The 26875-nt window shown below is 70.4% G+C and carries 20 protein-coding genes; 7 read left to right on the top strand and 13 right to left on the bottom strand.

Annotation, left to right across the window (positions count from 1 at the left end; genetic code table 11):
• Positions 1-38 precede the first annotated feature (38 nt).
• The 3 genes from NUH29_RS06600 to NUH29_RS06590 form a co-directional block, all read right to left on the bottom strand.
• The gene (locus NUH29_RS06600) at positions 39-1385 is read right to left on the bottom strand and encodes an ABC transporter substrate-binding protein (protein WP_258798234.1); all 1347 of its coding nucleotides are present in this window, start codon (positions 1383-1385) and stop codon (positions 39-41) included.
• An 11-nt stretch (positions 1386-1396) separates the two neighbouring features.
• Complete coding sequence (locus NUH29_RS06595) at positions 1397-3064, bottom strand: glycoside hydrolase family 13 protein (protein WP_258798432.1); 1668 nt, start codon at positions 3062-3064, stop codon at positions 1397-1399.
• Positions 3065-3286: 222 nt separating this feature from the next.
• A complete protein-coding gene (locus NUH29_RS06590; protein WP_258798233.1) occupies positions 3287-4288 on the bottom strand; it encodes a LacI family DNA-binding transcriptional regulator in 1002 nt (333 codons plus the stop codon).
• Positions 4289-4559: 271 nt separating this feature from the next.
• On the opposite strand from NUH29_RS06590, the gene NUH29_RS06585 reads away from it, so the two are divergent.
• Positions 4560-5378 carry a UbiA family prenyltransferase gene (locus NUH29_RS06585; protein ID WP_258798232.1) on the top strand — a complete coding sequence of 273 codons (819 nt, stop codon included), beginning with the start codon at positions 4560-4562 and terminating at the stop codon, positions 5376-5378.
• 21 nt (positions 5379-5399) lie between these two features.
• On the opposite strand, the gene NUH29_RS06580 is transcribed toward NUH29_RS06585, so the two are convergent.
• The 5 genes from NUH29_RS06580 to NUH29_RS06560 form a co-directional block, all read right to left on the bottom strand.
• Positions 5400-6770: an MFS transporter gene (locus tag NUH29_RS06580; protein ID WP_258798231.1), complete on the bottom strand. Its 1371-nt coding sequence runs from the start codon at positions 6768-6770 to the stop codon at positions 5400-5402.
• Positions 6767-7468 (bottom strand): esterase/lipase family protein, encoded by a 702-nt coding sequence (locus NUH29_RS06575; protein ID WP_258798230.1) that lies wholly within the window; start codon positions 7466-7468, stop codon positions 6767-6769. The genes NUH29_RS06580 and NUH29_RS06575 overlap by 4 nt, the downstream gene beginning before the upstream one ends.
• 19 nt (positions 7469-7487) lie before the next feature.
• Positions 7488-8522, bottom strand: coding sequence for an LLM class flavin-dependent oxidoreductase (locus NUH29_RS06570; RefSeq protein ID WP_258798229.1), 1035 nt, complete (start codon positions 8520-8522; stop codon positions 7488-7490).
• A 42-nt stretch (positions 8523-8564) separates the two neighbouring features.
• On the bottom strand, positions 8565-9998 hold the full coding sequence (locus NUH29_RS06565) for a protein kinase domain-containing protein (RefSeq protein WP_258798228.1): 1434 nt from the start codon (positions 9996-9998) through the stop codon (positions 8565-8567).
• 217 nt (positions 9999-10215) lie between these two features.
• Entirely contained in the window at positions 10216-13065 is a 2850-nt protein-coding gene (locus NUH29_RS06560) for a cell wall-binding repeat-containing protein (RefSeq protein WP_258798227.1), read from the bottom strand.
• A 389-nt stretch (positions 13066-13454) separates the two neighbouring features.
• Between NUH29_RS06560 and NUH29_RS06555 the strand changes: the two genes are divergently transcribed.
• From NUH29_RS06555 to NUH29_RS06535, 5 genes are all read left to right on the top strand, one after another.
• Positions 13455-14735: an ABC transporter substrate-binding protein gene (locus tag NUH29_RS06555; RefSeq protein ID WP_258798225.1), complete on the top strand. Its 1281-nt coding sequence runs from the start codon at positions 13455-13457 to the stop codon at positions 14733-14735.
• A 98-nt stretch (positions 14736-14833) separates the two neighbouring features.
• Positions 14834-15793: a carbohydrate ABC transporter permease gene (locus NUH29_RS06550; RefSeq protein ID WP_258798224.1), complete on the top strand. Its 960-nt coding sequence runs from the start codon at positions 14834-14836 to the stop codon at positions 15791-15793.
• Entirely contained in the window at positions 15793-16686 is an 894-nt protein-coding gene (locus NUH29_RS06545) for a carbohydrate ABC transporter permease (protein WP_373317439.1), read from the top strand. Before NUH29_RS06550 ends, NUH29_RS06545 begins: the two co-directional genes overlap by 1 nt.
• Entirely contained in the window at positions 16683-18092 is a 1410-nt protein-coding gene (locus NUH29_RS06540) for a GH1 family beta-glucosidase (protein WP_258798223.1), read from the top strand. The genes NUH29_RS06545 and NUH29_RS06540 overlap by 4 nt, the downstream gene beginning before the upstream one ends.
• A gap of 4 nt (positions 18093-18096) precedes the next feature.
• Positions 18097-19116 carry a LacI family DNA-binding transcriptional regulator gene (locus NUH29_RS06535; protein ID WP_258798222.1) on the top strand — a complete coding sequence of 340 codons (1020 nt, stop codon included), beginning with the start codon at positions 18097-18099 and terminating at the stop codon, positions 19114-19116.
• Between the two features lie 58 nt (positions 19117-19174).
• Here NUH29_RS06535 and NUH29_RS06530 read toward each other — a convergent pair whose 3' ends face one another.
• From NUH29_RS06530 to NUH29_RS06520, 3 genes are all read right to left on the bottom strand, one after another.
• Positions 19175-19468, bottom strand: coding sequence for a HigA family addiction module antitoxin (locus NUH29_RS06530; RefSeq protein ID WP_373317438.1), 294 nt, complete (start codon positions 19466-19468; stop codon positions 19175-19177).
• Positions 19469-19480: 12 nt separating this feature from the next.
• Positions 19481-19762: a type II toxin-antitoxin system RelE/ParE family toxin gene (locus NUH29_RS06525; protein WP_258798221.1), complete on the bottom strand. Its 282-nt coding sequence runs from the start codon at positions 19760-19762 to the stop codon at positions 19481-19483.
• Between the two features lie 257 nt (positions 19763-20019).
• Positions 20020-20835: a TspO/MBR family protein gene (locus NUH29_RS06520; protein ID WP_258798220.1), complete on the bottom strand. Its 816-nt coding sequence runs from the start codon at positions 20833-20835 to the stop codon at positions 20020-20022.
• Between the two features lie 644 nt (positions 20836-21479).
• Between NUH29_RS06520 and NUH29_RS06515 the strand changes: the two genes are divergently transcribed.
• Positions 21480-22181 carry an SPFH domain-containing protein gene (locus tag NUH29_RS06515; protein WP_258798219.1) on the top strand — a complete coding sequence of 234 codons (702 nt, stop codon included), beginning with the start codon at positions 21480-21482 and terminating at the stop codon, positions 22179-22181.
• A 103-nt stretch (positions 22182-22284) separates the two neighbouring features.
• Here the strand turns inward: NUH29_RS06515 and NUH29_RS06510 are convergent, their stop codons facing one another.
• Complete coding sequence (locus tag NUH29_RS06510; RefSeq protein ID WP_258798218.1) at positions 22285-23529, bottom strand: hypothetical protein; 1245 nt, start codon at positions 23527-23529, stop codon at positions 22285-22287.
• Between the two features lie 114 nt (positions 23530-23643).
• Complete coding sequence (locus tag NUH29_RS06505) at positions 23644-26787, bottom strand: type I restriction endonuclease subunit R (RefSeq protein WP_258798217.1); 3144 nt, start codon at positions 26785-26787, stop codon at positions 23644-23646.
• Between the last annotated feature and the right edge of the window lie 88 nt (positions 26788-26875).

Raw genomic sequence — 26875 nt, 5'->3', positions numbered from 1 at the left:
GCCGCCGGACCGGGAGGTCCGGCGGCCCCGGGGTGGCATCAGCCGTCGATGAGCGCCTGAGCGTCCTTGTCGGCCTGGGCGAGGAGCGCGTCGATGTCGGCGTTCTCATCCGTCAGCACGGCCTGGACGATCGGGTCGAGCAGGGCGTAGACCTCCTGCGTGTGGCTCTTCGGCTCGCCCACCGGGGTCTGCGCGAAGATGCCGTCGGTGAAGCCCGCCATCTGGTCGCGCGGCACGTTGACGTACGGCTCGATCCAGGTGAGCGACTCCTCGTAGGTGGCCTGGTCGAGCACCGGCAGCACCGGGGTGCCGACGGCCTGACCCGCGTCGGACAGCGCCTTCGCGTCCGCGACGGCGGCGTCCTCGTTGAGGAGCTTCTGCATGTAGTACCAGTCGATCCACTTGACGGCCGCGTCCTTGGTCGCGTCGTCGAGCGTCGGCGGGAGCACCGCGATGTCGCCGCCGCCGAGCACCTTGCCGCCGTCCTCCATCGGGATGGTGGTCAGGCCGTACACCGACGAGTCGAGCGAGAAGTCGCGCACGAGGGCCGTGTACAGGTCGGAGCCGGAGGTGTACATGCCGATGTTGCCGGCCGCGAACTCCTGGTTGATCGAACCCCAGTCGAGCAGGAAGTTGTCACCCATCGAGTCGTCCTCCCAGCGGAGGTCGTGGAAGTACTGCAGGGTGGCCTTCACGCCGTCGTTGGCGATCGTCGAGGTCGCGCCGTCGTCCGACTGCATGAACCCGCCGCGCGAGGCCGCCTGCGCGGTGAGCTGCCATCCGCCCGTGTTGTTCTGGGTCATGGTGGCGTAGCCCGCCTTGCCGGTCTTCTCGGCGATGATCTTGGCGTCCTCGCGGACCTCCTCCCACGTGGTGGGCGGCGAGTCGGGGTCGAGGCCGGCCTGCTCGAACAGGTCGCGGTTGTACTGCAGACCGAGCGCGTACGCCTGGCGCGGGAAGCCGTAGATGTCGCCGTTGTCGTCCTGGACGGCGTCGAGGATGATCGGGTTGAACTTGTCGGCGTAGCCGAGCTCCTTCACCTCGGCGGTGACGTCGGCGAGCTGGCCGTTCTCGAGCAGCGTCTTGGCGTCGGTGAACGGCACCGTGAAGACGTCCGGCAGGCTGCCGGCGGCGAGCTGCGCGGTGAAGGTCGGGCCCTCCCACTCGTACTCGACGCCGACGATGTCGATGTTCGGGTACTTCTCCTCGAACTGCTTCTCCTGCACCGCGAACGCGTCGTAGGCGGCCTGGTCGGCGCCGGGCGGGAAGGTCGCGACGCGAAGCTCGATCTTGCCGTCGGAGGAGCCTCCGGAACTGCAGGCGGCGAGCGACGCGACCGTGGCGAAGGCCGCGGCGATCGCGATCACCTTGGTGGGTGACTTCATTGTCTTGCCTTTCATCTGGGTGTGTTGGGGTGGTGCTGGGTTTCTCCGGGTTGGTGCTGTGGTCGTAGCCACGCCGTGGAGTTCGGGGGGAGGACGCCGTCGGCGACCTCCGAGCTGGCGAGGAGCACCTCGCGGTGGGGCGGCAGCTCGACGGGGGCGTCGAAGCTCGTGACGCTGATGACGCCGTCGGCGTCGCCGCGGCGGAAGCCGAGCGCATCCGCGCCGAGGTCGAGCCACGTGAGGGCGCCGTCGCCGAGCGCCGGCTCCGCCCTCCGGATGCGCAGCGCCGCCCGGTACAGGTTGAGCATCGAGTGCGGGTCGGCCTCCTCCGCCTCGACCGTGTAGAGCGCCCACTGGCGCGGCTGGGGCAGCCACGGGGTGCCGGTCGCGTGCGGCGAGCTGAAGCCGAACGGTGCCCGGGTGCCCGACCAGGGAAGCGGCACGCGGCATCCGTCGCGCCCCGGGTCGACGCCGCCGGAGCGGTAGTGCATCGGGTCCTGGATGAGGTCGCGCGGGATGTCCTCCACCTCGGGGAGCCCCAGCTCGTCGCCCTGGTAGATGTACAGCGAGCCGGGCAGCGCGGCCGTCAGCAGGGCGGCGGCGCGGGCGCGGCGGGTGCCGAGCTCGAGGTCGGTCGGGGTGCCAAAGCGCTTGCTGAGGAACGCGAACGAGCTGTCGGCGCGGCCGTAGCGGGTGACCGGACGGGTCACGTCGTGGTTCGAGAGCACCCACGTCGACGGCGCGCCGACGGGCGCGTGCGCCCCCAGGGTCAGGTCGATCGAGGCGCGCAGCTGGGCGGCGTCCCAGGGCCGGCCGAGGAAGTCGAAGTTGAACGCCGTGTGCATCTCGTCGGGGCGCAGATACGCGACGAAGCGGTCGATCTCGGGCAGCCAGATCTCGCCCACCAGCACGCGCGTGCCGGGGTAGTCGTCGGCGACGGCCCGCCATCCGCGGTAGACGTCGTGCAGCTCGTCGCGATCCTGTGTGGGGTGCTCCCCCGGTCCGGGGTTGTCGGGGACCTCGCCCAGCTCCGGGTCCTTGATGAGCAGCGCGGCCGAGTCGATGCGCACGCCGCCGGCGCCGCGGGCGAACCAGAACCGCAGGATCTCCTCGTGCTCGCGCCGCACATCCGGGTGGTTCCAGTTGAGGTCGGGCTGCTTCGCGTCGAAGAGGTGCAGGTACCACTGGCCCGGCGTGCCGTCGGGGTTGGTGGTGCGGGTCCAGGTGTCGCCCGCGAACGGCGAGACCCACTTCGTGGGCAGCTCGTCGCCGTCGACGAACCAGAAGCGCTCGCGCTCGGGGCTGCCGGGTCCGGCCGCGAGCGCCGCCTGGAACCAGGGGTGCTGGTCCGAGACGTGATTCGGGACGATGTCGATGATCGTGCGGATGCCGAGCTCGAGCGCCTCGCGGATCAGCAGCTCCGCCTCGGCAAGGGTGCCGAAGTCGGGGTGGATGGCCCGGTAGTCGCTCACGTCGTAGCCGCCGTCGGCGAGGGGGCTCGCGTACCAGGGCGTGAACCAGATCGCGTCGACCCCCAGGTCGCGCAGGTAGCCGAGCCGGCTGCGCACGCCGGCGAGGTCGCCCGTGCCGTCGCCGTTGCCGTCCGCGAAGCTGCGCGGATAGATCTGGTAGATGACGGCGGAACGCCACCAGTCGGGGTCGTCGGTCGCCGGCACCACGGCGAGGTCGCCGGATGCCGTGGCGGCCCGCTCGTCGAGCGGGAGGACGTCTGCGTCCACGCGGTGGGTCCTTATCGGGTCGTTCGCGACGCCCGAGTCGGCGCCGACAGCCCGAATGTATGAAATCCGACAGATTGACGCAAGAACTCAACAATCTGCAAGAAACTTGCGCCCCCTTGCACCCGAGGCGGTGCTCGCGTCCCGACGGAGCGCCGAGCGGAACTAAGCCCGCGGCGCCGGCCCCGTCGACCCCCGGACGACGAGCTCCGGCTCGAACAGGTACTCCTCGGTGCTGGCCCGCGCGCCCTGCAGCTGCGCGACGAGCAGCTCGATGGCCAACCGGCTCATGGGCTCGATCGGCTGGCGCACGGTGGTGAGCGCGGGGTCGGTGGCGTTCATGAGGGCGGAGTCGTCGTAGCCGACGATCGACGCATCCGCCGGAACCTGCTTGCCGGCTCGGCGCACGGCCCGCACGGCGCCGAGCGCGAGCGGGTCGGACGCGCAGAGGATGCCGGTGACTCCCCCGGCGAGCAGCCGCGCGGCGGCGGCTTGGCCCGCTTCGAGCGTGTAGTGGGAGTGCGCGATCTCGAGCGGCACGCCCGCGGCGTCCGCGAGCCGCCGGGCGGCGTCGAGCTTGCGCTGGGAGGGTACGTGGTCTTCGGGGCCCAGCACGAGGCCGATGCGTTCGTGCCCGAGCTGGCGCAGGTGGTTCCAGCCGAGCTCGATGGCCACCTTGTCGTCGGTGGAGACGGTCGGGAACTCGAGCTCGTCGAGGCGCGCGTTGACGAGCACGGTGGGGATGCCGAGCTCGTCGAGGCGGCGGTAGTGGTCGTGCGGGGCGTCGCCTTGCGAGTACTGGCCGCCGACGAAGACCACCCCGGAGACCCGCTGTTCGAGCAGCAGTTCGATGTAGTCGGCTTCGCTGATGCCGCCGGCGGTCTGGGTGCAGAGCACGGGCGTGTAGCCCTGCTGCACGAGGCCGCCGCCGACGAGTTCGCCGAACGCGGGGAAGATCGGGTTGGTGAGCTCGGGCAGGAACAGTCCGACGAGGCGGGCGCGTTCGCCGCGCAGCTTGCTGGGCCTCTCGTAGCCGAGCACGTCGAGCGCGGCGAGCACCGCCTGGCGCGTCCCTTCGCTGACGCCGGGCTTCCCGTTGAGCACGCGGCTCACGGTGGCTTCGCTGACTCCGACCTTCTTGGCGACTTCGGCAAGACGACTCGACATGCCAGAACTCTACGCAATCAACGCAATTTCTTGCAGTAGGTTCTCCGATTTCGCCGACGAGCCCTCCGCATCCGCCGCCGCCGATACCAATTCGTTACCCGCGACCTCGGCCCAGCTCCAGAAATGCAGGAGAAATCGGCTCCGACGGGTGCGGCTCGACGGATGGCGGGGGCATCCCCGAGGATCTCCTGCATTTCTGAGGTGAGGCCGAACTCGCGGAGGCCGGGGGTGGAGTCGGGGGCGCGGGGCGGGTGAGGGATACCGTGGCGGCATGGTGAGACGGGTGCGCGCGGTGATCGGGTCCTCGCATCCGGGGCCGACGGTCGCCGTCACGGTGATCACCGTGCTGCTCGCCGTCGCGAACGGCCTCGAACCGTGGCGCGTCGTCCTGTTGGGATGCGCGATGCTCGCCGACCAGCTCTCGGTCGGCCTCTCGAACGACGCGATCGACGCCGAGCGCGACCGGGCGAGCGGCCGCACCGACAAGCCCGTCGCCCGCGGCGACGTCACGCCCCGCACGGTGCGCGCGCTGGCCCTCATGTCGCTCTCGCTCGCCCTGGTGCTCACGGCCCCGCTCGGCTGGCCCGCACTCGGCCTGCACGCGCTGCTGCTCGCGGCGGCGTGGACCTACAACCTCGGACTCAAGTCGACGGTGCTCTCGGCCCTCCCCTACCTGGTGTTCTTCGGCCTGCTGCCGGCGCTCGTGACCGTGTCGGCCCGGATGCCGTCCTGGCCTCCGCTCCCGCTCCTCGCCGCGGCGGCGCTGCTCGGCTTCGCCGCCCATCTCGCCAACGTGCTGCCCGACCTCGAGGCCGACCGCGCCACCGGCGTGCGCGGACTCGGGCATCGGATCGGCGCGACGGCGACGGCGGTCACGGCCTGCCTGGCGCTCGGCACCGCGGGAGTGCCGCTCGCGATCGTGCTCGGCGGCGGGGCGCTCGCCTGGGTGGGCGCGACGGCGGGCGCCCTCATCGCGGCGGCCGGCATCCTGCTCGCGCTGCGCGGCCGGCCGAGCAGGGCGCTGTTCCGGCTCGTGATCGCGGGGGCGCTGCTCGACGTGGTGCTGCTCCTGTGGGCGGCGGCCGGCTGAGCGGTCTCGAGATGCGTCCGGCTACGCCGGGCGCTCCTCGACCACCTCGGGATCCACCACCCGGCGGATGCCGAGGAACGACACGAGACCGCCCGCGGCCATCAGCCCGGCGATCACGATCAGCGAACGGTGCAGGCCGTCGAGATCGAGCACCCCGCCCGTGATGAGCCCGAGCATCGCGACCGCGAGCAGACCCGCGATGCGGGCCACGGCGTTGTTGACCGCCGAGGCGATGCCCGACCGCGACGGGTCGATCGCCCCGAGGATCGCGGCGGTGAGGGGCGACACCGTCACCGTGAGGCCCACGCCGAACAGCAGGATGCCGGGCAGCAGCTGCGTCCAGTACGAGAACGACTCCCCGACGAGCAGCATGAGCAGCGAGGCCGCGGCCATCAGCAGCGGCCCGACGGTCATGGGCACGCGCGGCCCGATGCGCCCCGCGAGCGACCCCGACCACGACGAGCCGACGGTCATGATGATCGAGATCGGCAGGCTCGCGAGCCCCGCGAGCGTCGCCGGCAGTCCGGCGCCCTGCTGCAGGTAGACGCCGATCACGAAGGAGTTCAGCCCGAGCGCGCCGTAGACGAAGAAGGTCGCGAGGTTGCCCCACCCGAAATTGCGGATGCGGAACAGCCCGAGCGGCATCATCGGCCGCGCCGCGAACCGCTGGCGCACCAGGAACCCGGCGAACGCCAGCACGCCCGCGACCCCGGCGATCACGACGCCCGGGTCCCAGCCGAGGCGCGGCTGCTCGATGAGTGCGAACACGATGCCGCCGAGCCCCACGGCGCACAGCAGCGCCCCCGGCAGGTCGATGGAGGCGTCGGAGCGTCGCACGTCGCGCTGCCCGAGCACCGCGAGCAGCCACAGCACGACCGCGATCGGCACCACGTTGATCACGAAGGCCCAGCGCCACGACAGCAGGTCGACGAAGATCCCCCCGACGAGCGGCCCGGCCAGCAGCGAGGCGGAGGTGAGCGCGGTCCAGATGCCGATCGCGCGGGCCTGCAGTGCGCCCGACATGTTGGAGGTGATGAGCGCGAGCGAGCTCGGCACGAGCAGTGCTCCCCCGATGCCCTGCACACCGCGCGCGAGGATGAGCACGAGCGGGTCGGGCGCGAGCGCGATGGCGAGCGAGGCGAGGCCGAACAGCACGATGCCGATGCGCAGCATCCGGATGCGCCCGTACACGTCGCTGAAGGCGCCCGCCACCAGGATGAGCGAGCCGAGCGTGAGCAGGTAGGCGTCGACGATCCACTGCTGCGCGGCGAGACCGCCGCCGAGCTCGCGCTCGATCGCGGGCAGCGCGACGTTCACGACGGTCGAGTCGAGGAAGGCGACGAAGGTGGCCAGCACGGCGATGGCCAGCACGAGGCGCTGCTGTCGGGTCACGGTCGCTCCTCGCGCTCGGTCTCGCGCTCGACCTCGGTCACGACGAGCGCCGGCAGACGCGGGTCGAGCAGGATGCGGAAGTGGCCGTGCACCGGCAGCGTCACGTTGCGTCCGTTCTCGAGCCAGGAGGTCTCGGGGATGTGCGGATCCCACTCCGGGGCGATCGACGTGATGCGCGCGTCGACCTGCTGCTCGGTGCGCAGCTCCGCGATCACCGGATGGTCGGGGCGGAACTCGCGCATCGCGGTCGGGATCGCGTAGTACGCCATCCGCGAGCCGCTGAACGGCGACGCGATCGCCACCACCCGGTCGATGCGGCCGTCGACGTCGTCGTGCGCCAGGAGGTGCTTGCCGATGAGGCCGCCCTTCGAGTGCGCGACGACGGTGACGTGCGCCAGCTCGAGCTCGCGGATGCGGCGCCACACGCGCGAGGCCGACTCGGGGATCGGGCGATGGTTGATGCCGAGCGTCGACATCACGTGCACGGGATGTCCTGCGGCGCTCAGCGCTTCGGCCACCGGGCGCAGGTAGTGCCAGGTCTCGAACACGCCGGGCAGCACCACCACCGGGTTCTTCGCACCCTCGCCGAAGGACGCCGGCACCTCCCAGTCGCGCATCGCGCGGGCCCGGAACCGCATCGCGTTCGGGAAGTCGCCGACGATCGCGGCGGCGTGCGCCGCGAAGGACCGTTCGACCATGACCCCTCCCGAGCCGAGGTTACGCCGCCAGGAGCTCCCGCACGCGCGGGATCACGACGCCGCCGTAGAGCTCGACGGCGTGCATGAGGTGCTCGTGCGGCACGGGACCGGACGCGTACTTGAAGTCGAAGCGCTGGATGCCGAGCGCCCGCACGGTGGCCGCGATCTTCTGCGCCACCGTCTCGGGGCTGCCGACGTACTGCGAGCCGTGCGCCACCTCGAGCTCGAACTGGTCGCGCGAGGTGGGTCCCCATCCGCGTTCCGCCCCGATGCGGTTGTGCATCGCCTCGTAGTGCGGCCAGGCGAGCTCGCGCGCCTCGACGTCGGTGTCGGCGAGGAATCCGGGCGAGTGCACCCCGACCGGGAGGTCGGGCATCTCCATCTGGGCGAGCGCCCGGTGGTAGAGCTCGACGTAGGGCGCGAAGCGCACCGGGTCGCCGCCGATGATCGCGAGCGCGAGCGGGAAGCCGTAGCGCGCCGCCCGCACCACCGACTCGGGCGAGCCGCCGACCCCGACCCAGGTGCGGATGGGTCCGCCCTCGGTCTTGGGGAACACGTCCGCGTCGACCAGGGGCGCCCGGGTGGTGCCCTGCCAGGTGACCGGCTGCTCCGTGAGCAGCTCGGCGAGCAGTCCGATCTTCTCCTCGAAGAGCACCTCGTAGTCGTGCAGGTCGTAGCCGAACAGCGGGAACGACTCCGTGAACGAGCCGCGCCCGAGGGTGATCTCGGCGCGCCCGTTCGAGATCGCGTGCAGCGTCGAGAAGCGCTCGAACACCCGCACCGGGTCGTCGGAGCTGAGCACCGTCACCGCTGTCGACAGCTTCACGTGCGAGGTGCGCGCGGCGATCGCGGCGAGCAGGATCTCGGGGGCGCTCACGGCGAAGTCGTCGCGGTGGTGCTCGCCGATGCCGAACACGTCGACGCCGAGCGAGTCGGCGAGCACGCCCTGCTCGACCGTGTTGCGGATCACCTGGGCGTACGGGAGGCGCACGCCGTCCGCGTCGACGCTCACGTCGCCGAAGGTGTCGAGTCCGAGTTCGAGCTGCTGCGTCATGGTCGATGCAACCGCATGGACCGACCGCTCATTCCGGATGCGTCACACAGCGTGCGGGTAGCGGACGGCGGGCGTGGGCACGTCCTCCGTCGACAACCGCAGCTCGCTGCGCAGCTGATGGGTGGTGACCTGCAGCTCGAGCTCGTCGGTGACGAGCACGGCGAGATCGACGAGCGAGTCGAGCTGCTCGTCGGTCAGGGTGCGCGGGGCGAAGTCGACCACCGAGATCACGCCGACGTTGTAGCCCTCGGGCGAGCGGATGGGCACCCCCGCGTAGAAGCGCATCGCGAAGTCGCCCGTGACCAGCTCGTGCTCGGAGGAGCGCGGGTCGAGCAGGCAGTTCTCGATCACCCACGGCTCGTCGTGCGACACGACCGACGAGCAGAGGCCGTCGGCGCGGTCGAGGGAGGCGATGTCGGTGCCCGGGTGGGCGAGGAACACGATCTCGTCGTGTTCGATCATGCTCACGATCGCCACCGGGGTGTCGGCCACGCGTCGGGCGAGGTTCGCCACCCGTTCGAAGACCTCGGAACCCGGCCGGGCGTACGGCGTGTAGCGGCGCACGGCGTTCATGCGCGCCGTCTCCTCGATCGGCACCGGCACGGGGCGGCTGCGGTGGCGTCCGGCGTCGTCGATGATGATCTGCCGCAGCGCGAGCAGCACGTCGCGCATCGGCGGGCGCTGGGCCGGGTCGCGCTGGGTCATGGCGGAAAGCAGGCTGCGCCATCCGGAGTTCAGGTCGACCGGCACCACCGGGTCGGTCTTGAGCCGCGACACCGCCGACGCCGAGGGGTCGCCCGGGTACTCGATATGCCGGGTGAAGCATTCGAGCAGCACGAGCCCGAGTGCGTACACGTCGGATGCCGGACCCACGAGGTCGCGCAGCACCTGCTCGGGGCTGAGGTAGGCGGCCGTGCCGGTGGTGTTGGTCTCCTCCGGGCCGAGCGCCGCGGCCGCGTCGAAGGCGATCCCGAAGTCGGTGAGGCGGGCGCGCGAGCGCACCTCGGTGGCGCCGTAGTCGACGAGCAGCACGTTGCTGGGCTTCAGGTCGCGGTGCACGATGCCGCGCGCGTGCACGTATTCGAGCGCCTCGGAGAGGTCGTAGCCGATCTCGGCGATGCGCCGGGGCGTGAGCTCGCCCGCGCGGATCGCCTCCTCGAGGTTGGGGCCCGTGACGAGCTCCATGATCAGGTACGGATGCGGCTCGTCGGGCAGCGAGTCGTCGATGCCCGCGTCGAGCAGCGTGACGATGCCGTGGTGGTTGAGAGAGGCGAGCATCCGCAGCTCGGAGCTGAACACGGGGGTGGCCTCGGCGCCCGCGGGGATGGCGCCGAAGAGCTTGAGGGCCACGTCGCGGCCGAGCTGCTCGTCGCGCGCCCGGTAGACCTTCGCCATGCCGCCGTGGCCGATCACCTCGGCGGGCCGGTAGCGCTGCTTGAGAAGCACGTCGCTGTACGAGCCGTTCGGACGCTCCATCTGACGCACCCCCCTCCCTTAACTGAGAGATCGTACCGGTTGACCGGCGTTTTCGTACGTATCGGTCTACCCCCGGACGCGCGCGGACAGCCGTTCGAGGCCCGCTGGATGCAAACGCATGCATACCCGCGACGAACGGTATGCGTGCTGCGACGAACGAGGGCCCGAGGAGGTCGCGCGGCGATCCCCTCGGGCCCTCGTGGCGTGTCGGCTCAGCTCAGCTGCAGCGCTCCAGATCGGCGACGTCCGTGCTGAGGCTGGCGGGGCCGCCCAGCAGGTACACCTTCTCGATCTCGAGCCCGGCGAGCGAGTCGAGCACCGAACCCGGGATGCAGGTGTCGCGGGTCACGTACAGCGGGGCGCCGTACTTCGCCGCGAGCGCGCCGCCCGCGAGAGCGTCGGGGAACTTCAGCCCCGTCGCGATGAACGCCACCTCCTCGACCGCCGAGAAGGCGTCGTCGTTGATGGCGACCGCCGCCTCGAACCGGTCGGCGCCGCCGAAGCGCTGCACCGTGTAGTCCTCGGCGAGCTGCTGCTCGATGCCCGTCGAGACGGACGCCGGGCCGCCGGCGATCTTGACGGTCGTGACGCCGAGATCGTCGAACAGCTGCAGGGTCGCCGCGTCGAGCGACGAGGCGAAGCCGTCGACGAGCACGACCGGCGCGTGGTTGGCCACGGCCGCCGGTCCGGCGGCGAGCGCGTCGGGGAAGTTGAGCCCCGTCGCGATGTACACCGTGTCGGCGTGGTCGAACGCCTCGGACGCGATCATCCGCGAGACCGCGAAGCGGTCGGCCCCGGCGATGCGCGTGACCTCGGGCGAGAAGGGCAGCGCCTCGAGCTCGTCGTCGATGGAGAGCGCGAGCGTCGCCGCCCCGCCCAGCACGACGATCTGGTGCGGGTGCAGGCGCGACAGCTCGGTCGCGACCGCGGGCAGCAGCGCCGTCGACGAGGTGAGCAGCACGGGCGCGTCGAGGATGCCGGCGGCCGGTCCCGCGCTCAGCGCGTCGGGGAACTTCTCGCCGCTCGTGAGGTAGACCCGGTCGACGCCCGGGTCGAACTTCTGCGAGAAGGCGATGGCCGCGGTGTAGCGGTCCGGTCCCATCAGGCGCTCCACATCCGGGGCGAAGGCGTACGGCGTGTAGTCGAACGTCGAGGCCGCGCAGCCGACCGTGATCGAGTGGATCGTCGCGTCGCCCTCGAGGCCCGAGCCGAGGCTGTAGCCGTAGGAGAGCACGCGCGCGTCGGGGTAGGCCAGCAGGTACTGGTCGAGGGTGCCGTTCACCGACGAGCCGCCGCCACCGACGCCCGGGAGACCCGCGAAGCCGCCCGTCTGGATGCCGTTCGACGCCCACCACATGCCGGGTGCGTAGACCTCCTCGCGCACGAGGTAGCCGTCCTGCACGCCGTCGTCCTCGAGGTCGACGCCAAGCTGGATGCTCGGCGCGCCGCCCGAGTGCTGCGTCAGGTCCATGGCGGGCGCGCCCACCTCGGACAACGCGATGTCGATCGCGTGGTAGCCGGCGGCCTTGCTCTGCGAGGTGGCACCGACCGTGGTCACGCGGATGCCGCCGTCGACGAAGGTGTTGCTTCCGGCGGTCCGGGTCTCGGAGAAGTCCCAGCCGTTCGCGTCGTCGTCGGTCGCCAGCGGACCGCTCGCCACCGCGGAGCAGGTGCCCACGACGGGCTGCTCGAAGGTGTAGACGGTGTCATCCCAGGTGAGCGACGACACGACGGCCTCGGTGTTGGCCTGCACGCCGAAGCCCGCGAGCCAGACGTCGCCGCCCTGGGCGAACACGGCCTGCAGGAACGCGTCGAGCGTGTCCTCCTGGAGCGCGGAGTAGCCGCCGAAGGCCCGCGAGGTGCGCCAGGTCTGCGAGGTCGCGAAGGTGTTCACCCCGGGCGTCAGGTCGACGTGCAGGGTCGTGAAACCGGTGGGCGATCCCGCCCCGAAGTGCACTGGCACCTGGAAGGTCGGGTTGCCGCTCTCGACCGTCACCGAGGCGATACCGGTGATGAGCTCGCGCAGCTCGTTCTGGGTGACCTTCGCCGCGGTGGCGGTGGTGCCCACGTCGGTGCCCTTGATGATGGTCGACGCGGACGAGATGCCGAGGTGCAGGCCGTCGGAGCCCACCCGGTACTGCCGGGTCGCGTTGTTCCGGCCCTCGTGCCAGCTCTGGTAGGTCTCCGCGGTCTCGGAGGTCTCGACGTCGATGTCGCGCACCGTCACGTGCTCGGTGGGCGTCGGCACCGCCGAGTCGTCGGCGGTGAGGGTCAGCAGGAGTCCGCCGTAGCCGCTCCAGTCCTCGTCGACGCGCAGCGAGGCGGTGCCGCCCGCCCCGCCGTCGCTGTAGGCACCGGCCCAGCTGGAGTCGAGCAGCACCTGGTCCTGCTCCTCGGCGCCGATCGCGGGCGGGGTGCCGATCACGGCGACGTTGAGCGAGTCGTAGGGCCCGCTCGCCCCGATCGGATCGGCGCCGTGGGTGTTGGTGTCGTAGGCCACCGTGACCGCGATCCGGTCGGGCGCGTAGATGCCGAGACCGGTGAGGTCGAACGAGATCGGGAACGCGTATCCGTTCACACAGCTCGCGAGCGTGGCGTCGGGAGTCCATCGTCCGTCACCGCACTCCTCGGACGCCGAGGGGCGGTACGGGATGGTCTGCGTCTCGGTCGTCGAGCCGAGGAGCGCTCCCACGGCGGGGAGCGCGCCGGAGTCGTCGACCGCATAGATGTTCAGGGTGATGTCGTGCTCGAAGCCGGCGCCGGGCTCGGTGACGCAGGAGAGCCCACCGCCCGTCTCGCAGGCCCAGGACGACATGACGACGGTGGCACCGGTGAGCGCGCGGTCGCCCGCGCCGAGGTCGACGATGTCGCCGAACTCGGAGGTCGAGGTGGCCTGGTAGCCGAGCGACGGGTAGTTGGCGTCGAGGGTGGACGGGATCGAGTCGTAGACCTCGGAGGAGGCCGCGACGGCGGGCGCTGCGGCGCCTGCGGCGACGAGCGAGGCGAGGAGGAGCGATGAGGCGGCGACGAGCGATGTCGAGGCGCGCGCGGGCAGCGTTCGGAGCATAGGTGTTCTCCAGCGGTGGTGTGGGTAGCAGTGATGTGGGGTCGGGCGCACGACGGTGTGTGCGCGAGGATGCTCGACCGCGGCGGGATTCGGGTAGCGCCGCGAGCATCGGCCCGCACGGGGTTCGGGTCTGATCCCGCGCGGGTGTTTCGGGTGGTTCGGGTTCGGGTGGTTCGGGTGGTTCGGGTGTTTCGGGTGGTTCGGGTTTGATCCGAGAGTAGGGCTCACGTTGTCCTCGTGGGCACCCCCGTTCGGGGCTGTCGGCTTGACACCGGGAGCGCTCCCGGGATACCGTCTCGGCTCAATACCGGGAGCGCTCCCGGCAGCATTTTCGGGAGCGCTCCCGGCCCGGCATCGCGCCGAACCTTCACCGACACAAAGGAGTGACCATGAGGACGACCCTGCGCGCACGGACCGCGCTCGGCATCGCCACCATCACGGGCGTCGCGCTCATCGCGAGCGGATGCGCGTCCGGCGGCGACAGCGGAAGCGGCGAAGGCGGTGACATCACGCTCACCCTCGCCAGCTTCAACGACTTCGGCTACACCGACGAGCTCCTCCAGGAGTACATGGACGAGAACCCGGGCGTGACGATCGTGCACAACCGCGCCGCGACCAGCAACGACGCGCGCTCGAACTTCTTCCAGAAGCTCGGCGCCGGATCCGGACTCGCCGACGTCGAGGCCATCGAGGTCGACTGGCTGCCCGAGCTCATGCAGTACGCCGACAAGCTCTACGACCTCTCCGACCCGTCGGTCGAGGGCCGCTGGCTCGACTGGAAGGCCGCCGCGGCGACCGACCCCGACGGCCGGCTCGTCGGCTACGGAACCGACATCGGCCCGGAGGCGATCTGCTACCGCTCCGACCTGTTCGCGGAGGCGGGCCTGCCCACCGACCGCGCCGAGGTCGCGGCCCTGCTCGAGGGCGACTGGGACACCTACTTCTCGGTCGGCCACGACTACGTCGCGAAGACCGGCAAGGCCTGGTTCGACTCGGCCGGCGCCACCTACCAGGGCATGAGCAACCAGTTCACCAACTACTACGAGGAGAACGACGGCACGGTCATCGCCACCGAGAACCCCGACGTCGAGAACACCTTCCGCACGGTGCTCGAGCAGTCGGCCGACCTGTCGGCCAAGCTCGGCCAGTGGTCGGACGACTGGTTCGGCGCCCTCTCGACCGGCGAATACGCCACGATGCTCTGCCCGGGCTGGATGCTCGGCGTGATCTCGGGCAACGCGGCCGACACCACCGGCTGGGACGTCGCCGACGTCTTCCCCGGCGGCGGCGGCAACTGGGGCGGTTCGTACCTGACCGTCCCGGCTCAGGGCAAGAACACCGAGGCGGCGAAGAAGTTCGCCGCGTGGCTGACCGCGCCCGAGCAGCAGATCAAGGCCTTCGCCAACGCGGGCACCTTCCCGAGCCAGGTCGACGCCTACTCGGACTCCGCCCTCACCGGCTCGGTCAACGAGTACTTCAACAACGCCCCCGTCGGCGAGATCCTGATCAACCGCGCCAACGCGGTGAACCCGGAGCCTCCCTTCAAGGGCCCGAAGTACTTCCAGATCAACGACGCGGCGCAGCAGGCCCTCACCCGTGTGGAAGAGGGACAGCAGACGATCGACGAGTCGTGGGCCCAGTTCGTCAGCGAAGTCAACGCGCTGAGCTGAGTTGAGCCCTCGCGGGGGCGGGCCACTGGATGGGACGGCCCGCCCCCGCGACACCCGCACCCGCCCCTGCACGCCCGCACCGCATCCGAGGATCCGCCATGACCACGTCCACCGCCGCACCGCCGCGGCGTCCGCGCCCCCGCGCGCAGCTCACGAGCGCGCAGCGGTTCGCGAACTTCAGCTACCGAGCGACGCCCTACGTCTACATCTCGCCGTTCTTCATCCTGTTCGCGATCGTCGGCCTCTTCCCGCTCGTCTACACCGCCTACGTGTCGCTGCACGAGTGGAGCCTCATCGGCGGCGACGGCGGCTTCGTCGGCCTCGACAACTACGCCTCCGTGCTCGGCGACAAGAAGTTCTGGATCGCGTTGCGCAACTCGCTGTCGATCTTCCTGCTCTCCTCGGTGCCGCAGCTGATCTTCGCACTGCTCATCGCCTCCGCCCTCGACACCAACCTGCGCGGCAAGACGTTCTGGCGGATGGGCGTGCTGCTGCCCTACGTCGTGGCGCCCGTCGCCGTGGCGCTCATCTTCGGCCAGCTGTTCGCCGACCAGTTCGGCGCCATCAACAACTTCCTGTCGATCTTCGGCATCCCGCCCGTGCGCTGGCACGTCGACCCGCTCTCGAGCCACGTCGCGATCGCCACCATGGTCAACTTCCGCTGGACCGGCTACAACTCCCTCGTGCTGCTCGCGGCCATGCAGGCGATCCCGCGCGACTACTACGAGGCGGCCGTGATCGACGGCGCCGGCCGCATCCGGCAGTTCCTGTCGGTGACGATCCCCGGCATCCGCCCCACCCTCATCTTCGTGATCATCACCTCGACGATCGGCGGCCTGCAGATCTTCGACGAGCCGCGGCTGTACGACCAGTTCGGTCAGGGCGGCTCCGACTCGCAGTGGCTGACGCTCACGCTCTACCTCTACAACATCGGCTGGGACCGCTTCGACTTCGGCAAGGCGTCGGCGGTGGCGTGGCTGCTGTTCCTCGTGATCGCCGTGTTCGGCCTCATCAACCTGATGCTCTCGCGACGCATCTCGACCGAAGGGACCAAGTGATGTCCGCCGCGTCCTACTCCCCCGCGCAGCTCGCCCGGTTCCGCCGGCGTCGGATGCGCAACCTCGCGATCGCGCAGCGCCGCCCCGGCTGGGTCGGCTACGGGTTCCTCGGGCTCGTGCTGCTGCTGAGCATCCTGCCGCTGTACTGGTCGTTCCTCGTCGCATCGGGCGACTCGACCTCGGCGCGCGACCCGAACCTGTCCTGGTTCCCCGGCGGGCACTTCCTCGAGAACGCGATCAGCGCGATCTCGAACCCCGCGGTGAACTTCTGGAAGGCGCTCGGCAACTCGATCCTCGTGTCGGTGACCGTGTCGGCATCCGTGGTGTTCTTCTCCACCCTCGCCGGCTACGCCTTCGCGAAGCTCAAGTTCAAGGGCCGTGGGCCGCTGCTGGTCTTCATCATCGCGACCGTCGCCGTGCCCACCCAGCTCGGCGTCGTGCCGCTCTACCTGCTGATGGCGCAGTACGGCTGGATCGACACCATGCAGGCCGTGATCGTGCCGGCGCTCGTGAACGCCTTCGGCGTGTTCTGGATGACGCAGTACCTGTCGCAGGCGCTGCCCGACGAGATCATCGAGGCCGCGCGCGTCGACGGGGCGAGCTCGTTCCGTTCGTTCTGGTCGATCGCGCTGCCGATCGCCCGGCCCGCCGCGACGATGCTGGCGCTCTTCACCTTCGTGGCGAGCTGGACGAACTTCTTCTGGCCGTTCATCGTGCTCTCGCCGCAGAACCCGACCCTGCCGGTGGCGCTGTCGCTGCTGCAGGCGAACTACTTCGTCGACTACTCGATCGTGCTCGCGGGAACCCTCGTGGCGACCGTGCCGCTGCTCATCCTCTTCGTGGTGGCGGGCAAGCAGCTCGTGTCGGGCATCATGCAGGGAGCCATCAAGTGACCCGTCCCTTCCCCGACGGCTTCGTGTTCGGTGCCGCGACGGCCGCCTTCCAGATCGAGGGCGCCGCGTGGACCGACGGACGCCGCGACTCGATCTGGGACGCGTTCTGCCGCGTGCCGGGCGCCGTCATCGACGGCGACGACGGCGCCCAGGCGTGCGACCACTACCACCGGTACCCGGAGGACGTGGCGCTCATGAGGTCGCTGGGCCTCGACGCCTACCGCTTCTCGATCTCGTGGGCCCGGGTCGTTCCGGATGACGTGGCCGTGAACCCTGCGGGGCTCGCGTTCTACGACCGGCTGGTCGACTCGCTGCTCGAGGCCGGCATCCGCCCGTGGCCCACGCTCTACCACTGGGACATGCCGCAGGCGCGGGAGGAGCTCGGCGGCTGGCCGGCACGCGACACCGCCGAGCGCTTCGTGGACTACGCGCTCGCGGTGCACGGCGCGCTCGGCGACCGGCTGAAGACCTGGACCACCTTCAACGAGCCGTGGTGCTCGTCGTTCCTCTCCTACACGGCGGGCGCGCACGCGCCGGGACGTCGCTCGGAGGCCGACGGGGTGGCGGCGGGGCACCACCTGCTGCTCGCGCACGGGCTCGCGGCATCCGCGCTGAAGGACGCGGGCGCATCCGAGGTGGGCATCACGCTCAACCTCGCTCCCGTGCGGGCGCTGCGGCCGACGGATCCCGGTGACCTGGATGCGGCGCGCCGGATCGACGGGCAGTTCAACCGCTTCTTCCTCGACCCGCTGTTCCGCGGGTCCTATGCGGAGGATCTGCGGGCGGACCTCGCGCCGTTCGGCATCGACGAGGTCGTGCACGACGGCGACCTGGCGGTGATCCGCGACTCGGTCGACTTCCTGGGGGTGAACTACTACCACGGCGAGACCGTGGCCGTGATCCCGCCCGAGACCGAGCAGCGGCAGGAGGCGCCGACCTCGCGCGAGACCGGCTCGCCGTTCCCCGCCGCCGCCGGCATCCACTGGCATCCGACGGGCGCGCCCGTCACGGCGATGAACTGGGAGGTCGAGCCGCACGGGCTGACCGAGCTGCTGGAGCGCGTGCAGCGCGACTACACCGGCCCCGCCGGCATCCCGGTGTACGTCACCGAGAACGGGGCGGCCTTCGACGACGCGGTCGCGGCGGACGGCGCGGTGCACGACGCGGACCGGGCGGCGTTCCTGGAGAGCCACCTGGGCGCGGTGCTCGACGCGGTGGATGCCGGGGTCGACGTGCGCGGGTACTTCTACTGGTCGCTGCTCGACAACTTCGAGTGGGCCTGGGGGTACGCGAAGCGCTTCGGCCTGGTGCGGGTGGACTACGCGACCCAGCAGCGCACGCTCAAGGATTCGGCGCTCGCCTACCGCGCGCTGATCGCGGAGGCGCGCGCCGCGTCGGTAGCCTGAGCGGGTGGCCCGGCAGACGCCCCCCGCACGCCGCCCCACTCTCGAGATGGTGGCCGCCGAGGCGGGGGTGACACGTTCGACGGTTTCGCGCGCCCTCAACGGCGAGCCCGACGTGTCGCAGACGACGATCGCGCACGTGCGCGTGGTGGCCGCGCGGATGGGGTACGTGCCCAACCGCGCGGCGAAGTCGCTGGCATCCGCCCGGTCGATGGCGATCGCGCTGGTGATCCCCGAGCCGGGTGTGCTCGCGCTCGCCGACCCGCACCTGGTGGCCGTGATGGCGGGGGTGTCGCGGCGCATCGAGCAGTCCGACTACCTGCTGAACCTCATGGTGGCGGGCGACTCCGAGAACCAGAAGATCATGCGCTACCTCACGAGCGGCGTCGTCGACGGCGTGCTCGTGGCCTCGCAGCACTCGCGGCACGACGCGCTGCTGCACCTGCACGACCTCGTGCCGGTGGTGTTCTCGGGACGGCCGACCGAGGAGACCGATCCCCCGAACTACTTCATCGACGTCGACAACGCGGGGGCGGCGGGGGTCGCCGTGTCGCACCTGCTCGGGTTGGGACGCCGCCGCATCGCGACGATCACCGGCCCCGAGGACATGGCGGCGGCGGGCGACCGCACCGCCGGGTGGCGGGCCGCTCTCGCTTCGGCGGGGCTGCCCGCCGATCTGGTGGCGGTCGGCGACTGGACCGCCCTCGGCGGCGCCGCGGCGATGCGCACGCTGCTCGACGAGCACCCCGACATCGACGGCGTCTTCGCCGCCAACGACGTGATGGCGGCCGCCGCCGTCTCGGTGCTGCTGGATGCGGGCCGCCGGGTTCCGGAGGACGTCGCGGTGGTCGGCTTCGACGACTCCTCCGCCGCGTTGTCGGCGCGGGTGCCCCTCACGACGATGAGCCAGCCCTCGGAGCGCTCGGGCGAGCTGATGGCCGACCTGCTGCTGCGCATCCTCGCCGGCGAGCAGGTGCCCATCTCGACCGTCGTCGAGTCCCACCTCGTGCGCCGCGAGTCGGCGTGACCCAGCTGGTCGAGTAGCGCCCGAAGGGCGCGTGTCGAAACCAGCTCACCCGCGCCCCCTACGCAGATGCCAGCGGCCGGATCCCCTCCAGCACCTCCCCCAGCGCATCCCGTTCCACCTCGAGGTCGTAGTGCGACTGCAGGTTGATCCAGAACTGCGCCGTGTTGCCGAAGTACCGCCCGAGGCGCAGCGCCGTGTCGGCGCTGATGCGCCGCTGCCCGTGCACGATCTCGTTGATCCGTCGCGGGGGAACCCCGATGGCGACCGCGACGCGGTGCTGCGTGACACCGAGCGGCACGATGAACTCCTCCATCAGCACCTCGCCGGGGCGCACGGGTGCGAGCTTGCCCATCGGTGTTCCTCCTCAGTGGTAGTCGACGATCTCGACCGCGGCCGGGCCGGCGTCGGTCCAGGTGAAGCAGATCCGCCATTGGTCGTTGATCCGGATGCTGTGCTGCCCCGAGCGATTCCCGCGCAGCTGCTCGAGTCTGTTTCCCGGCGGCGCTCGAAGATCGTCCAGTACGACCGCGGCATCGAGGATCGCCAGCTTCCGAAGTGCGGTCCTCAGAATCCGCGGATCGTAAGACGTGACCGTCTCCCGTCGCCACAACCGTTGAGTGTCGCGATCGCCGAACGACCGGATCACGATTCGAGGATATAACGCGGCACGTTAGTAACGCAATACGTTATGCGAGTGCGACAACCGCCCATCAGTCGACGGCCCGCAGCCCGTACCCGCTTGCCCTGCAGCCGGGACGTGGCGACGGGAACCTTCATGGCATGCCTCCTGAGCATCGGTGGCACGACACCGTCAGGCTAGGCGCGCCCTCCGACAGCGCCCGCACCCGCGGGTTGTCGAAGGGGGCCCGCGAAGCGGCCGCGTCTCGAGACCATCGCCACGCTCTACGCCGCCGGCACCCCCGCGCGCCCGAACCGCACGACGACCGCCGCGACGAGCACCACCACCGCGACGACGATCGCCGCGACCCCGATGCCGAAGCTCTCGGGTTCGCCGGTGAGCCGCGCCACTGCCAGCCAGCTGAGCCCCCACGCGAGCGCGAGGGCCGGCGCGATCCGCCCGCGGCTGGCCACGGCGAGCGCCACCCCGATGAGGCCGACCACCACGAGCACTGCGATGCCGACACCGGTGGCGGCGTCGGCCCACGCACCCGGTGCCGTCTGGGTGAGCAGCGCCGTCGCGTTGGCGACGGTGGCGAGGGTGACCCACCCGAGGTGCAGGCCGGTGACGCCGTCGATGAGCAGGGCATCCGCCAGCCCGTCGCCGCCCTGACGGGTGCGCACCGCGATGCGGAACGTCACGGCGAGCGCCACGAGCAGCACGACGATGCCGACCAGTGTGAGCAGCAGCGTGGTGAACTGCGCGAGCACCAGCCACAGGCCGTTGAGCACCATGGTGAGGGCGATCCACCAGCCGATGGTGCGCTGCCGGGCGCTCTCGCGCTGGCCGGGCATCGCCTGCCACACCGTGTAGGCGAGCAGGCCGAGGTAGATGGCGCTCCAGATCTGGAAGGCCGGCCGGGCCGGAGCGAGGTAGCTGCCGTCGGCGTCGAGCGCCCCGCCCTGCAGGTCCTGCACGGGTGTGCCGCCGAGCAGCCCGGTGCCGACGAGCGCCGCGATGATCATGAAGACGGCGGCGGAGATCACCCCGATCTGGCGGGTGATGTCGGAGGGACGGGCGGTGGCTGCGGCGGCGTCCATACCTCGACGCTAGGCGCGTCGACCGGATGCGGCACCGCCCTTGACAGCCTCGTCGCCCGCCCGCACGGGGGTTGCGACCGAATCGGGACTTGCGTGCATCCCGGGCGTGTCGCTAGTGTCGCTGTCCTGCCCATCCGGGCGGGATCACACTCTGAGGAGACGCACGTGCGCACAGAACACGACATCCACGCGGGTTACCGCGGGATCTCGCGCGCTTTCGCGCTGCTCCAGAATCCCGCCTCCACCCGCTGAGACCTGGCGGTCCGTCGAGGCCGCCGCACGAGGTCGGATCCCTGCGGCCGGAGGCTGTCGCCCACCCGGTTCCGCACGTCGGGGCACGATCCAGCGCGGGACTGCATTCCCGCTCTTGGCATACGCCGTTCGAGTCGGCAGGGCTTCCGCCCCTGCGCACCGGACGTCGGGTCGCTCTGCGCGGTCGGGTGAGCTCCGCTCCCCCGCATCGCCCGCAACCCGCCGTCGCGCAGGGGCGGGAGCCCATCAAGGCCAGCCGGTCGAGGAGCGCCGCTACCCGCCGGTCGAGTAGCCCGCGAAGCGGGCGTGTCGAGACCCCACTCTTCGCGTTGGTCGAGTAGCCGCCGAAGGCGGCGTGTCGAGACCAACCCTCAAGAAAGGAGACACCCCAAATGACCACCATCCGCAACATCGACCTCGGCTGGCGCGTGACCGTGCAGCCGTGGGAGCAGGCCGTCGTGCTGCGCGAGGGTGTCATCACCCGCACCGTCGAGGCGGGCCGGTACCGCCGGCGCCGTCGCGAGCTGTGGCGGCTGGTCGACACCCGCGCCCGCTGGCTGGCGCTGGCGACGCAGGACGTGCTGACCGCCGACGGCATGCAGGTGCGCGTCACCCCGCTGGTGCGCTACCGCGTGTTCGACGCGCGCGCCTGGCTGACGGCGGCCGACATCCCGGTGGATGCCGTGTACGTGCTGGCGCAGCTGGCCGTGCGCGAGGCGGTCGTGGCCCGCACGCTCGACGAGGTGCTGGCCGCGCGCGGCGAGCTGCTGTCGGGTGTGCGCGACGCGTTCGCGGATGCCGCGGCCGCGCTCGGTGCCGAGGTGATGGAGTTCGCCACGCGCGACATCACCCTGACCGCCGAGCTGCGTCACGCGTTCGCCGAGACGGCTCTCGCCCGCGAGCAGGGCCGCGCCAAGCTCGAGCGCGCTCGAGCGGATGCGGCCGCGCTGCGTTCCCTCGCGAACGTCGCGCAGGTGCTCGAGGCGCACCCGGCGCTGCTGCAGTTGCGCACCCTCGAGGCGGCGGCCGCGTCGGGCGGGCGCGGCCAGTTCATCGTCCGCGTCGGCGACGCCGGGCCGGTCGTGGTCGAGTGATACGGGCGGGCGGGTTCCTTCGGGAGCCCGCCCGCTCCGCTTCGTCGAGCCGAGGTGGTCGAGGAGCGCCCGCGAAGCGGACGCGTCTCGAGACCCACCGGCATCATGAATCGATCGGTTTCTCGTCCCGCTCGCGCAACAACCTCTCCGACACATCCGTAGCGAATCGCCCCACGCCCTTGCGCGCCTTGGTGAAGGTGTCGCTTCCGAACTGGACGGTCACCTCGATGGCTTCCGCCCCCTTGCCGATGGTGTCGTCACGCACATCTCCCGCTGCGTCGAGCCACCGCTTGGCTTCAATCGCCTGACGATCGCCAGCGACCCCGATCACGCCGTGGAACTGGGCGATCTCCGCCCCTGTGCTGTTGATCGAGTTCACGACCTTGCGCGAGTTGAACGGGTTCATGAGAACGGTGGCGCTCGTGAACCCCGCTACTTCGTCCATCCGCCTCAGCAGTCGCGTGGTGGTCGCGGTGATCGACTCGAATCGCTTGCGTGCCGCCTTCTGCAAGCCGATGCGGTGGCGATCGAGTTCGTCGGGGGTCGCGTCGAGCACCCGCTCGAGTTCGAGCACGGCGAGGCCGTCGTGCAGCTGGAAGCAGCGTGCGAGCACGGCGAGCCATTCCTGCACCGTTCGCGCGGCAGCCGTGGTGGTCTTCGCCAGGTCGTCGACGTGCGACTCGCGTTCGAGCTTCTCGGCGAGCGCATCGAGTTGACGCAGCGCGTACGCCTGGGTGCGCGCGATCGCCATGCCGCCGCCTTGCACCTTCGACCACGTGACGTCCGACACCTTGCCAACTTCGGCGCGGATCGTCATTGCCTCGTCGATCATCAATCCCACGGCGATCATGTCGGCGAGGGCCGCATCCTTCTGCGCGCGCAGCACGTCGTCGATCTTCTTGTCGATGACCACGAGGTAGTCCTGGATGTCGTCCATGGCCTTCTGCATGGCCATCTGCGTCATGAGCCCGCCGACTCCGGAGAGGAGCGCGGGATTGGTCAGGATCGAGGTGGGCGTCTTGACGATCTCGAGAAGGCCCGTGATCTTGCCCTTGTCGGTGGTGAAGACCGCACGCTTCAGGCCGTCCGCGGATCCGGTCATCATCCGGCTCGTCTGCATCAGCTGCGCGGACTTGTCGGTGATCTGCACCCACCTGCCGGTGTTGGCGGCGATCAGCGAGGCGGCGTTCACGGCGGACCCACCGTGCGCCGCGAATTTGGTTAGGCGGCCCAGGTCCAGCCTCCGCGAGTTGAGCTCCTGCTCGGCGAGGAACACATCGACCGCCTGAGGGCTACCGATCACTGCAAGTCCCTGCTCGTCGGCTACGAGCTCGATCTCGTCGGTCATCGTCGAACTCGCGTAGAACGTGCTGTGCTCACCGTGTCATGTTGCCATTCGCCGCCGACCCCAACCTCCCCCAACTCGGGGCGGGCTGCCCCCCGGGCCCGACATTCGGCCGCTTCACGCGCCCCGGGCACCAGTCTCGCCGAGGATCGCCTCGTGCACGAGCTCACCGAGCAACCGCTTCACCTCGAGCTGCACCTCGGCGCGGTCGAAGTAGATGTCGGCCATCTTCCCGTGGGCCGCCTGATTGCCGAGCACGGCCTCCGTCACCGCGTCGCCGAGGTCGGGCGACTCCACGAACTGAGCCCGCGTGTTGGCGCTCGCCTGGGTGCGGATGATCGGGTTGTCGCTCAGCACGGTGACCAGCCCCTCCACCCACGACTGCTCTTCGGACGCCGCGAAGTCCTCGTCGGCGAACAGCTCGTTGATGCGGGCGAGCACCTCCGCCAACCGCACCATCCGCGGGTCGCGCGCCGTCCCCGAGCCGGCCTCGCCCGGCGGATGCAGCTGCACCTCGGCGCCCGAGGCGAGGTCGAGCCGGTGCTCGCCGGAGCGGGCCTGCTTGATGTGGGTCAGCTCGACGGTCGAGAAGTCGATCGGCTCCTCGTCCCGGCGCCCGGTCAGCCGGGGCAGCAGCAGCCGCAGGTAGAGCGAGCGCTTCTCGAGCCCGGTGTCGCCGTAGTCGACGATCTGGGAGAGGAAGTCGTACATGCGCACGAAGGTGCCGACGTTCTTGCGGAACAGGTCGAGCTCTTCGAGGTCCGCGCGGTTGTCGACGGCCACGGCATCCGCGTATCGCCCGTTGAAGCGGTCGGCGGCCGCCTTGAGCGGCGCCGTGTGGGCGGTGTGCCGGGTGCCGGCGAAGAAGGCGTCGGTGAACGCCTCGACCTCCGCATCCGCGTAGATGTCGGCCGCGTCGAGGCGCGTGCGGATGTCGTGGATCGTGTCGACATCCGTCACCTCCGACAGTCGCGCGTCGCGGAAGTACGGCTGGAACGAGCCGAGGATCTCGCCCGGGTCGTTGACGAAGTCGAGCACGAAGGTGGTGTCCTTGCCTGCCGCCGGGTAGGTGCGGTTGAGGCGGGAGAGCGTCTGCACCGCGGTAACGCCGGAGAGGCGCTTGTCGACGTACATGGCGCTCAGCAGTGGCTGGTCGAAGCCGGTCTGGTACTTGTTGGCGACGATGAGGATCTGGAAGTCGTCGGATGCGAACGCGGCAGGCAGGGTGCGCCCCCGCAGGCCCGCGTTGAGGTTCGTCTCCGAGTACGGCGGTTCGACGCCCGGCGGGTGCGCGCCGGGCACCTGCTCCGCAGTGAGCGTGCCGGAGAACGCGACGAGAGTCGCCATCCGGTAGCCCTTCCTGGCGATGTACGCGTCGATCAGCTCCTTGTAGCGCACCGCGTGCTCGCGCGAGCTCGTCACCACCATCGCCTTCGCGTGCCCGTCGAGCAGGTGCCGCACGTTGGCGCGGTAGTGCTCGACGATGATCTGCACCTTCTGGGCGATGTTGGTGGGGTGCAGCGACACCCAGCGCATCAGCTTCTTGGTGGCCTCCGTCTCGTCGACGACGTCGACGGCCTGCAGGTGGCGGCTGCTCTGTTCGGCGATCCGGAACGCGGTGTCGTAGGTGGTGTAGTTCTTCAGCACGTCGAGGATGTAGCCCTCCTCGATCGCCTGTTGCATCGTGTAGACGTGGAACGGATGCGGTGTGCCGTCGTCGCCGATCCGCCCGAACAGTTCCATCGTCTTCGCCTTCGGGGTGGCGGTGAAGGCGAAGAACGAGAGGTTCGGGGAGTCGGCGCGGGCCGCCATCTGCTCGGCGAGCACGGCCTCCGTGTCGAAGTCGGCGCCGTCGTCGACGTCGGCGCGCTCCTCCGCGGTGAGCACCTCTTTGAGCTTCTTCGCCGCCTCGCCGGTCTGCGAGGAGTGCGCCTCGTCGGCGATGATCGCGAACCGCTTCTCGGCGAGACCCGTGGTGCTGTGGATCGCTTCGAGCGCGAAGGGGAACGTCTGCAGCGTGACGATCACGATGTGCTTCCCGGAGAGCAGTTCGCGTGCGAGCAGCCCCGACTTGGAGGTGACGTCGTCGCCGGCCTTGCGCACCTCATCCGCGTTGATGGTGGCGACGGTGCCGTCGACGCCCTCGATCTCGCGGATGGCGCGCTGCAGCTGGTCGTCGAGCACGGTGCGGTCGGTGACCACGATGACGGTGTCGAACACGCGCCGGTCGGCGTCGTCGTGCATGGTGGCGAGGCCGTGAGCGAGCCAGGCGATCGAGTTGGTCTTGCCGGAGCCGGCGGAGTGCTGCACGAGGTACCGATGACCGGGCCCCTCGGTACGCGCGGCGTCGAGCAGGGTGGTGACGAGCTCCCACTGGTGGTAGCGCGGGAACAGTATGCTCGTCGACTTCGTGACGGCACCCGTGATGGGGTCGGTGCTGGTCTTCTTCTCGAGGTGCAGCAGCTTGCCGACGATGTGCAGCCACGCGTCTCGCTGCAGCACCTGCTCCCAGAGGTAGGCGGATGCCGCCTTCCCGGGCACGGTCGGGTTGCCGCTGCGGCCGGCGTCCCCACGGTCGAACGGGAGGAAGTGGGTGGCGGCACCGGCGAGCCGGGTGGTCATGGCGACACGGTCGGTGGAGACGGCGAAGTGCACGAGGGTGCGGTTGCCGAAGCCGAGCAGCGGCTCGCCCTGCGGGCCGCGGTCGTGGCGGTACTGCTGCACGGCGTCCGCGAGCGACTGCGTGTCGTCGGTCTTGAGCTCGATTGTCGCGACGGGGAGGCCGTTGACGAACAGCACGAGGTCGATCGAGTCGCGCTTCTTCGACGAGTAGAACACCTGCCGCATGACCCGTAGCCGCACGGCCTGGTAGCGGGCCAGCGCGCTCGCGTTGAGGCTCGTCGCCGGCTTGAACGCGCACATGGCGAACGACGCGGGCGTCTTCTTGAACCCGTTCCGCAGCACGTTTAGGGTGCCGCCTCCCGCATCCAGCGGCAGGTCGAGCGTGGTCACGAGCCGGTCGAGCAGCTGCTGCTTCGCCTGCTCCTGCTCGGCGGCGGATGCGGCGGGTTTGACGGCTTTCGCCCACTCCTCGGGCTGCGTCTCCTGCAGCCAGGCGAACACGTCATCCGGGAACAGCGCCCGCTTCTGGTCGTAGCCGGATGCGGTAGGAGAGTACAGCCAGCCGTTGGCTTCGAGGGCGGCGCAGATTTCGTCTTCGAACGCCTTCTCGTGGTGGATCGCCATGATGCTCTCAAGCATGGCGCATGTGTCACCCAGCCCTTCAGCCCCCACTCAGGTGACTGGGTCTACCCCGCCGGATGAGTAGCCCGGCGAAGCGGGCGTGTCG

It is taken from the genome of Protaetiibacter mangrovi, from assembly GCF_024752305.1.
Classification (GTDB): domain Bacteria; phylum Actinomycetota; class Actinomycetes; order Actinomycetales; family Microbacteriaceae; genus Homoserinibacter; species Homoserinibacter mangrovi.
This window is presented reverse-complemented; position numbering and strand designations above follow the sequence as displayed.

Excerpts from the sequence above, each read along its gene's own strand:
- NUH29_RS06560 (WP_258798227.1), bottom strand. The coding sequence starts at position 13,065 with ATGCTCCGAACGCTGCCCGCGCGCGCCTCGACATCGCTCGTCGCCGCC.
- NUH29_RS06600 (WP_258798234.1), bottom strand. The coding sequence starts at position 1,385 with ATGAAGTCACCCACCAAGGTGATCGCGATCGCCGCGGCCTTCGCCACG.
- NUH29_RS06520 (WP_258798220.1), bottom strand. The coding sequence starts at position 20,835 with ATGGACGCCGCCGCAGCCACCGCCCGTCCCTCCGACATCACCCGCCAG.
- NUH29_RS06530 (WP_373317438.1), bottom strand. The coding sequence starts at position 19,468 with ATGGGCAAGCTCGCACCCGTGCGCCCCGGCGAGGTGCTGATGGAGGAG.
- NUH29_RS06570 (WP_258798229.1), bottom strand. The coding sequence starts at position 8,522 with ATGACGCAGCAGCTCGAACTCGGACTCGACACCTTCGGCGACGTGAGC.
- NUH29_RS06590 (WP_258798233.1), bottom strand. The coding sequence starts at position 4,288 with ATGTCGAGTCGTCTTGCCGAAGTCGCCAAGAAGGTCGGAGTCAGCGAA.
- NUH29_RS06555 (WP_258798225.1), top strand. The coding sequence starts at position 13,455 with ATGAGGACGACCCTGCGCGCACGGACCGCGCTCGGCATCGCCACCATC.
- NUH29_RS06510 (WP_258798218.1), bottom strand. The coding sequence starts at position 23,529 with ATGACCGACGAGATCGAGCTCGTAGCCGACGAGCAGGGACTTGCAGTG.
- NUH29_RS06505 (WP_258798217.1), bottom strand. The coding sequence starts at position 26,787 with ATGCTTGAGAGCATCATGGCGATCCACCACGAGAAGGCGTTCGAAGAC.
- NUH29_RS06550 (WP_258798224.1), top strand. The coding sequence starts at position 14,834 with ATGACCACGTCCACCGCCGCACCGCCGCGGCGTCCGCGCCCCCGCGCG.
- NUH29_RS06585 (WP_258798232.1), top strand. The coding sequence starts at position 4,560 with ATGGTGAGACGGGTGCGCGCGGTGATCGGGTCCTCGCATCCGGGGCCG.
- NUH29_RS06565 (WP_258798228.1), bottom strand. The coding sequence starts at position 9,998 with ATGGAGCGTCCGAACGGCTCGTACAGCGACGTGCTTCTCAAGCAGCGC.
- NUH29_RS06515 (WP_258798219.1), top strand. The coding sequence starts at position 21,480 with ATGACCACCATCCGCAACATCGACCTCGGCTGGCGCGTGACCGTGCAG.
- NUH29_RS06575 (WP_258798230.1), bottom strand. The coding sequence starts at position 7,468 with ATGGTCGAACGGTCCTTCGCGGCGCACGCCGCCGCGATCGTCGGCGAC.
- NUH29_RS06545 (WP_373317439.1), top strand. The coding sequence starts at position 15,793 with ATGTCCGCCGCGTCCTACTCCCCCGCGCAGCTCGCCCGGTTCCGCCGG.